Origin of the sequence: Marinobacter sp. JSM 1782161 (assembly GCF_011421605.1) — a bacterium.
In the GTDB taxonomy this organism is placed as follows: Bacteria; Pseudomonadota; Gammaproteobacteria; order Pseudomonadales; family Oleiphilaceae; genus Marinobacter_A; species Marinobacter_A bohaiensis.
In genome coordinates this window covers 100,950-109,027 of record NZ_WSSA01000007.1, presented here as the reverse complement: position 1 = coordinate 109,027, position 8,078 = coordinate 100,950, and the positions used below count along the sequence as shown (strand labels likewise).

Annotated in this window: 5 protein-coding genes; all 5 read right to left on the bottom strand. The window is 67.4% G+C overall.

Translation table 11 applies throughout. The features are described 5' to 3' along the window. Positions 1-242: 242 nt before the first annotated feature. The 5 genes from GQB00_RS21670 to GQB00_RS21650 all read right to left on the bottom strand — a co-directional run bounded on the left by GQB00_RS21670 (position 243) and on the right by GQB00_RS21650 (position 8,076). The gene (locus GQB00_RS21670) at positions 243-530 is read right to left on the bottom strand and encodes a type VI secretion system PAAR protein (RefSeq protein ID WP_111498571.1); all 288 of its coding nucleotides are present in this window, start codon (positions 528-530) and stop codon (positions 243-245) included. 154 nt (positions 531-684) lie between these two features. After that, the gene (tssM, locus tag GQB00_RS21665) at positions 685-4,275 is read right to left on the bottom strand and encodes a type VI secretion system membrane subunit TssM (RefSeq protein ID WP_165857767.1); all 3,591 of its coding nucleotides are present in this window, start codon (positions 4,273-4,275) and stop codon (positions 685-687) included. Positions 4,276-4,356: 81 nt separating this feature from the next. Continuing rightward, positions 4,357-5,790, bottom strand: a complete 1,434-nt coding sequence (tssA, locus tag GQB00_RS21660; RefSeq protein ID WP_165857766.1) for a type VI secretion system protein TssA — start codon at positions 5,788-5,790, stop codon at positions 4,357-4,359. Positions 5,791-5,821: 31 nt separating this feature from the next. After that, a complete protein-coding gene (vasI, locus tag GQB00_RS21655; RefSeq protein WP_165857765.1) occupies positions 5,822-6,496 on the bottom strand; it encodes a type VI secretion system-associated protein VasI in 675 nt (224 codons plus the stop codon). Next, entirely contained in the window at positions 6,493-8,076 is a 1,584-nt protein-coding gene (locus GQB00_RS21650) for a sigma-54-dependent Fis family transcriptional regulator (RefSeq protein ID WP_228276984.1), read from the bottom strand. Before GQB00_RS21650 ends, vasI begins: the two co-directional genes overlap by 4 nt. Positions 8,077-8,078: the final 2 nt, after the last annotated feature.

The following is an 8,078-nucleotide window of genomic DNA, read 5'->3' as shown; positions in this document are numbered from 1 at the left end:
CGGCAAACGAGCTGGCCAGCTTCAGGGTCAGGACAAAGGGCTGGGACAGGCGCTCGGTCAGCTCGAACTCGACCACCGCGAAGGTGTCGTCCGGCAGGCTGCCGAGGCGGGCCGTGAACTGCAGGCCGGTGGCTTGGGGCATGGTGTCGTCCTTGAATGATCCGGGTTAAAGAATCCAGGTATCCAGCCGCCCGGCGCGTTCCGGCTCCGGGCGCTTTATCGATTCGGCCAGCGAGCCGCGTTTAGCGGCTGACGCCGGAGCCGCTGCCGATCACCACACCACCGCAATCGACGGCGTGGCCGGTCAGGGCAATGGGCTTGCCTTCCACGAGCACGGTGCCGTTGCCGCCGGCAATCTTGCGCGGGTGGAGCGGATGATGGGGTTTGGTGTGCGGTGCCAGCGGATCGCCCTGGCGGGCGACGGGCTTGCCGTCCATCAGGACAGTGCTGCTGGCGGCAATGACGGGGGTGGGCGGATAACCTTCGTGATCGGTGCCGATATCGCCCAGAAGTACGACGTTCTTAGCCATGACTGCTCTCCCTACTCCTCGCACTGCCCGTCAGGACAGTGCCGGGTTCCTTCCCAAACATGGATCGACAGTGTGGCCCGGCAGAGCCGGGACCACAATACGACCGTTTACGGATCTTCGCTGCTATGTCACGAAGTGATCCATTGCGACGTCCTCAATAGAGGCTGCGCGGCACTTCGTAGCCCGCCAGCATCTGCTGCGTGAACGGGTTGACGCCACCGGCGGCGTGCAGCCGGTACTGGACGCTGCCGCCGTCCAGGTTGAACTTCACGTCCACGGCGCTGGCGCTGACACCGGTGATGTCGGCCTTGTCCAGCAGGCGGAAGAACGCCCAGGGACCGCGCGCGATCTGGCTGCGCGGCGAACGGTTCACTTCCACCGGCACCAGGGTGACTTCACTCTCGACGCTGTCGCGCAGCGTATTCGGCCAGATGAGCGGAATACTCTGCCGTGGGCCGTGACTGAATTCAACCAGCTGGCCGTCGACGTTCATCACACTGCGACGCTTGTTGGACGACAGGTTGACCGGCTCCAGCGCGAACTCCACATCCAGGCTGCCCTTGCGGGTGAAGAACGCCTGACGGATGCGCTCGGCCTGGTCGATGGCGGCCATGACATCGCGGCGGATCAGCGTCGCGCGCTTGCCGAGGCTGACGTGCTCAGGATGGTCTTCCAGGAACAGCTTCAGCTTGTCCTTGTAGAAGGTATCCAGGGTGCCGTCCGGCGCAAAGAAGCGCTCGAAGTCCTGCAGCGCGGCGTCACGTCCGGCGTTGCTGCTGAACGGGTAGTTGCGCGCCAGGTTCTGCTGGAACGGCTGGTAGACCTCGTCGTACCACTGGCGCTCCAACTGGGCGATGGCCTGGTCCAACACCACGCGCCAGCTTTCCGCGGCGACCTTGTCGAGCATGCGGTCGACCGGCGCCGGCATGCCACGCGCCATGCGCTGCAGGGTGAAGATCGGGTCCGCGCCTTCCAGGGTCAGGCGGTCGCGGGCCGCGGCCAGGGCGGCCTTGCCACTGTCCGGCGACTCCTGGATGGAGCGCAGGTAGTCGTGCAATGAACCCAGCACCTTCTGCACTTCCTCCATCTGGGTCGGCGCGTCGCCGTCCTTCAGGAACAGGCCGTGCAGGCCTTCAAACTGCTGCTCGATGTTCTGCGCCATGCGGTACGCCGGCGAGTTCACCAACGCCTCGCGCTGCTCTTCCGGCAGTTGGGTCTGCGGCGGGTAGATCTGGGTGTTGGCGTTCACTTCCGACAGCAGCTCCACCATCGGCTGGCGGGTACCGGTCAGGTTCTCCAGCACGCGCACGCCATCGTTGAGATCCTCGAAGTCGCGGATGGCTACGTGGTTGAGTGCTCCGCGCCAGGACTGGGCGTAATCCTCCGCGTAGTGTTTGCGAAGCTCACCCTGCAGTTGCTGCTCGTCGGCCTTGCTGAAATCGACATCGGCGCGACGGCCCAGTACCCAGGCGTCCACCAGGGCCAGCTCGGTGATCTCCTCGGATTCGCGCACGAAGTAGTTCTTCATGCCGTCGCCGGTGAGCATACGCGGGATGCGCAGCGGATCGCTGTCCACGTCCATGGCGCTGTCAGTGGCCTGCGGGCCGTCCTGCACTTCCGAGAACACCAGTTGGAACGCCGGCCCGCCCAGGGCCCGCAGATCCAGCGGCGCGGACAGGTCGAGGCGGCCGCGATGGCGCAGTTGATCGTAGACCCGATCCGGCGTGGCCATCTGGCCCAGCTCGTCCTGGGCCCATTTGACGCTGTTCTGGAACGGCGCCAGGGCGGTGTCGGCGGCCACGTCACCGTGAGCCTGGCGATCCGCCAGGTCGGTGTAGTTCATGGCGTATTCCAGGTGGTTGTTCAGGCGGTCCTGCACCGAACGCTGCCCCGGGAACTTAGTCTGCCAGTAGCGCGCCATGTAGTCGTCGACGATGTCGTTGCGACGGCCGCTGGCGTCGTACAGCATGCGCAGCACGCGCAGGTGCGCCAGACGGTCGGCGCTGCCCTCGGGCAACTGGTTCATCTCGTGCATCACGCCCGACATCAGCGCCGGCAGGAACTGGTAGCTGAGCATGTCGAGATAGGACTTATCGACTTCCGGGCCAACCACGTCGCCCTGGTAAAGGCCCATGTCGGCGACCAGCGGCCACTGGTTGCGGTAGTCGCCGAACGCCAGGGTGGCGGCGCGCAGCTGGTCCAGCGGTTCCAGCAGGTTGCGGCCGGTGGTGTCGCGCTCCTGGCCGGCGGGCTGGTAGTTGTCGAGGAAGCCGTGCACCCGGTCCACCACCATCTGGGCGGCGTCGGCGTTCTTGACGAAGTAGTGCTGCCAGCCGGCGCTCAGGCCCAGGCCCGCCACTACGGCCGCCACGGCCACGGTCACCAGGTTGCGGCGACGCTGCTTGGTGACGCGCACGTTGTCACCGGCCAGACCCGCCTCGGGGTAGATGATTTCCGGGAACAGCTTCTCGCTGAAATAGGTCATCGACTGGCCGCTGCGCTGGGCCGGCTGGATGGCATCGGCCAGACCATAGTGGCGCGCGGTGGCTGAGATGAAGGCGTCCTCGGGCACCCCTTCCTGGTAGACGGAGGTGAAGTAGACGCCGCGCACCAGCGCCGGGGTGGAGAAGGCGTCCGCCGCCAGCATTTCGGTCAGGAACTGCTGGACGATGGGCATCAGGCCGGAGATCTGGCGGCTGAAGGAGTAGATCGCGGCGCGCTCTTCCGGCTCGCGGCTCTCGGACATCAACTGCGGCACGCGGGCGTTGACCTGGTCCACCAGCTTGTGGAACGCCGCCTCGAACTGATCCAGCCACTGATCCGGATCCTGCAGGGATTCCAGCTCGAAGGTGAAGCCCAGCGGCTGCTCGCGCTCGGCTTTGTTGAGCTTGCGGAAAAAGGCGGTGAAGCCGTGCAACATGTCCAGCTTGGTGAAGCTGACGTAGACCGGCAGGCGCGAGCCGATCTGCTCCATCAGTTCGCGCAGGCGGGTACGCAGGACCACCGCCTGGGTGCGGCGCTCGGCCTCGCCCAGGGAGCTCAGGTACGCCAGGTCGATGGTCAGGATCACGCCGTTGAGCGGCCGGCGCGGGCGGCTCTCTTCCAGCCAGGCGATAAAGTGCTTCCAGAGACGTTGCTGGATGCTGCCGCCGTTGGCGGAACCGCCGTCCTGGCTCATCAGCTCACCGTCAGGGTCGATCACCACGGCGTCGTCGCTGATCCACCACTCGAAGCCGAGCGGGTTGCGCTCGGTCTGGCGGTTGCGGGTCACGTTGGTCAGGGTGAAGGTCTGGCCGGACCGCTGGATCAGGCTGGTCTTGCCGGCGTCCTCCAGGCCCATCGCCAGGTACCACGGCAGACGGTAGATGCGGTTGCGGCCGCGGATGTTGTCGCGCAGGGACGCCAGGTTGCGGTTGAGCAGCCGGGTCTGGCGGCGCTCGTACACCAGGATCGGGTCCTCTTCCTCCTCGCGGGCCTCGGACTGGGCCTGGTCCACCTTCTTCAGGCGACGCGACAGGATCCATCCCCACAGGACGGCGACGATCAGCACCAGCCCCAGGGTTGCCAGGGCGCGGGTCTGCCAACTGGCCAGCGGCGTCTGTTCGCGCCACTCCCAGGTTGGCCCCAGCCACCAGATGGCGGCCACCAGCAGGCCGAAGCCCAGAGCCAGCACAATCGGGCCGCCGGTACGGATGAACGGCCAGAGCTTCTTGCCGATCTTGACTAACGTGCTACGGATATCCATGCCTTTACTTCCTGCTTTCCCTGTGCGGCGACGCGGTGGCGCCCCCGGTTGAAACGGTTGTCCATGTGCGTGTCGGTGTCATCAGGTGAGTCGCTCCAGATGCGCCACCAGCGACGGCTCCCAGTCTTCCAGTGTGCGGCCGGACGCCTGCTGCTTCAGGTCGCCGAACTGCTGCTTGGCCAGCGCCTTCATGCCGCTGTCGCGCAACAGCTCGGCGCTCATCAGACGCCAGTAGAACTGGGCGCGCGGTTCCTTGGCCTTGCTGAGCCCGTCTTCCAGCAGTTTCATGGCCGGCGCCAGACCGTCCTGCTTAAGCACGTCCTGGGCCTTTTCGTAGGCCTTGTGCCAGTCGGCACCGCGCCCCTGCTTGCCGGCGCCGCCGGGCGAACTGGTCAGCAACCACTCACGCACCGGTTTGGGCAGGAACGGCGAGCCGTCGGAGAAGGTCATGTCCGCCAGCGCGGGCAGGCGGTCGATGAAGCCCTTGAGGGCGTTGCGGATGGCCTCGGCGCACTTGGGGTGGCCGGTCTGCTCGGCGGCCTGGGCGCTGAGGTAATGCCCTTCCAGCCAGAACGGGCTGACCGACAGGCTCTGCTCGATGCGGCCCCAGAGGTTCATGTCCACGCCGCGCCCCAGGCTCTCGCGGTATTCCGACACCCGGTCCGAGCTGACCGCCGCGAGGTCGCTGCGGCCGCCCTTGCGCGCCGGCGGGGTGGCGGTGATGTTGTACCAGATGGCGAAACGGCGCATCTGGTAGCCCAGCGGCGAGCCCGGTTCCAGGTCCGTCAGCAGGTCCGCGACGCGCAGCAGGCTCTGACGGGTGGCGCGCTCGTCCTTGGGGTCGAGGGTCACGCTGCCCAGGCTGCCGGACGCACCGGAGGACGTGGTCGCCGCACCGCCGCGTCGGGCCGGCGTTTCCTGGGTGCTCGCGGGCGCCGCCGGTGCTTCGGCCACCTGCCCCACTTCCGGCAGGTTGGTGATGGCGTGGCGCAGGTCATCGATGCCGTCGGTGGCCAGTGATTCGGCCTCCGCCAGCGCCTTGAGGCGGTCCAGCCGGTCCAGGCAGTACTGGCGGCCGTCGCCCACGGCGCTGTCGAAACTCAGGCGCCCCACTTCCGCGCCGGCGCGCTGCATCATCTGGGCGAACATCATCTTGCGCGGGCGCGCGCCCTTGGCGCCGGGATAGGGCCAGGCGTCGGTCCACCAGCCCTGCATCACCTCGCACAGCAGGTGGATGGACAGGGCGAAGCGTTCTCCGCTGCCGCCGCGCTGCAGCGCCAGCAGCAGGAAGCCCAGCACCTTGAGGTCCTTGGAGATGTCCGACAGCAGCCGCAGCGCTTCCTGCTCCACTTTGTCCCACTCGATCTCGCCGTGGGACAGGGAGCCCATTTTCATGATCTCGCCGTCGAGGAATTCCAGCGTCGGGTCTTCTTCCAGCAACTGGCCCTGGGGCGACTCCCCTGCCAGCGGCGAGAGCACCGGTTCGACATAGGGATGTTGTTCTACTGCCTGCATCGTTGCCAACGTCCTGTTCGTTCGGGTCGGTTTACCAGCCGCACTCGGCGCGCAGCGGCGCCAGGGCCTGACGGAAGCCACTGAGGTCGAACATGAGTCCGTCCAGGGCGGATTCATCGCTGTGCAGCGTCAGCCGCTGCGCATTGACCAGTTGGCGTACGGTGCGGATCGCCGGCAACCCGCGCCCGCCGCTGATCACGTAGCCGTCATCGCGCACGCGCCAGGTCTGTGCCTGCATGCGGCCGTCGGCGTCCAGCTCCAGGGGCACCCGCTCCGCCGAGCTGGCCTTGGGCAGCATCAGCGCGAAGCGGGTAATGTCGTTGTGGCAGCGCACCGTCAGCAGCGGGCGCGGCGGCACGGCACCCAGCGCCGGCACGGTGACCAGCTTGCCGGCGTCACCGTCGTGCTGCAGGGCGTTGTCTTCTGGCGTGCGGGCCTGTTCCTGGGCGTAGGCGGCCACCCATACTGCGGGCTTCTTCGCCGGCAGCGCGGCCTGCTGCTCTTCCAGGGTGCGCACCGGCGTGTCGAACACGTCGTCGAAACAGGCCAGGCGCTCCAGGCGCGCGACCTTGGCGGTGCAGGCCTGAGCCGCTGTCAGGGTGTCGCCTCCGCTGGCCTTGGCGTGATCTGAGCCAGCGGCGTGGGTGATTCCGGATACGGCAGCCAGGGCCGCGGCAAACATCAATAAACGCGGACGCGTGGTCATCCGGCCTCCGATACGTTGAACTTCTGGCACTTGTGGGCCAGCGTGCGTTTGGGCAGCCCCAGGCTTTCCGCCGCCTGGGCCCGATTGCCGCCGTACTGGCGCAGACGTGCGCTGATCACGGCGGCTTCGAATGCCTGCGCGGCGGCGCGCAGGTCGTCAATGTCGTGCAGGGCCGGTACACCCGGCTGGGGCACGGGCGCGTCATCGAGGTCCAGCTCGCCGTCCGTTTCCTCCGACGCGGCCAGGGCGTCGAGACGCAGATCTTCGGCCTGGATGTCTTCCTGCGCCGGGGTTTGCACACAGGCAAACTCGATCACGTTGCGCAACTCGCGCACGTTGCCCGGGAAGGCGTACTGCTTGAGGTGCTCCAGGGCGTGGCTGCTGATCCCCAGCGGGCCACGTCCCTCGCGCTCGCGGTAGATCCGCACAAAGTGGCGGCACAGCTGTTCCAGGTCCTCGGGGCGCTCGCGCAGCGGCTTGACCCGCAGCGGGAACTGGCTGAGACGGTAAAACAGATCGCGACGGAAGGCGCCGTCGCCGATCCGTTCCTGCAGCGGCTGGTGGGTCGCCGCCACCAGGCGGAAATCGGAATGCACTTCGTCGCGCGCGCCCAGCGGCCGGAACTGGCGGGTTTCCAGCACCCGCAGCAGCTTGGACTGCAACGCCATGGGCATGTCGCCGATTTCGTCGAGGAACAGGGTGCCGCCATCGGCCTGGGCCAGCAGGCCCTGCTTGGCGGCATCCGCGCCGGAAAACGCGCCCTTGGCGTGACCGAACAGCTCGTTTTCCAGCAGGCTATCGGGAATCGCCGCGCAGTTGACCACCACGAAGGGCCCGTCGCTGCGCTCGGAGAAATCGTGCAGGCCGCGTGCTACCAGATCCTTGCCGCAACCGGTTTCCCCCTGCACCAGCACCGACAGCTGGCTGCCCGCCGCGCGGATCACCTGCCCGCGCAGATCAGCCATGGCGCGGGACTGCCCCACCAGGGAGCGGGCCAACTGGTCGCTCTTCTGGCGCTCGGTCTCGTTGTCGCGCAGGGAACTGAGCGAGCGGCTGAGCAGGCGCTGTTGCCAGAGGCGGTCGTCCCGATCCCGGTGCGCCACCCACTGCAGGGTGATCAGCGACAGCAGACCGTCGAACAGGGGCTGGGCGACCAGCGCGTCCCACACCGGGTCGACGCCGCACAGCACGAGAATGCCCAGCGTGCGTTGATCCGCCGAGCGCAGCGGCTGTATCCAGAGGGAATCGGCACCGCGGCTGGCCTGGAACAGTCGGCTCAGGCCGGCGTGATCCAGCCGCGCGCAGGCCGCCGACGACAGCGCCCGGGCCTTGCCCTCGCGCAACACGTGGGCGAACGGGTGCGAGAAGTCGTCGCATTCGAACGCCAGCTCGGCGTCCAGCGCCGGGCAGAGCAGGGTCCGGCCGCTGGCGTCCAGCTCCAGCACCCAGCAGCGGCTCAGGCCGAACACCCGCTCCAGTTGCGCCGTGGCGCAGGCCAACAGGGTCGCGCGGTCGCGCTGCCCCACCAGCTCCACGGCCAGGTCAATCCCGGTGTGCAGTTCCATCTGCATCCGTCCCATAA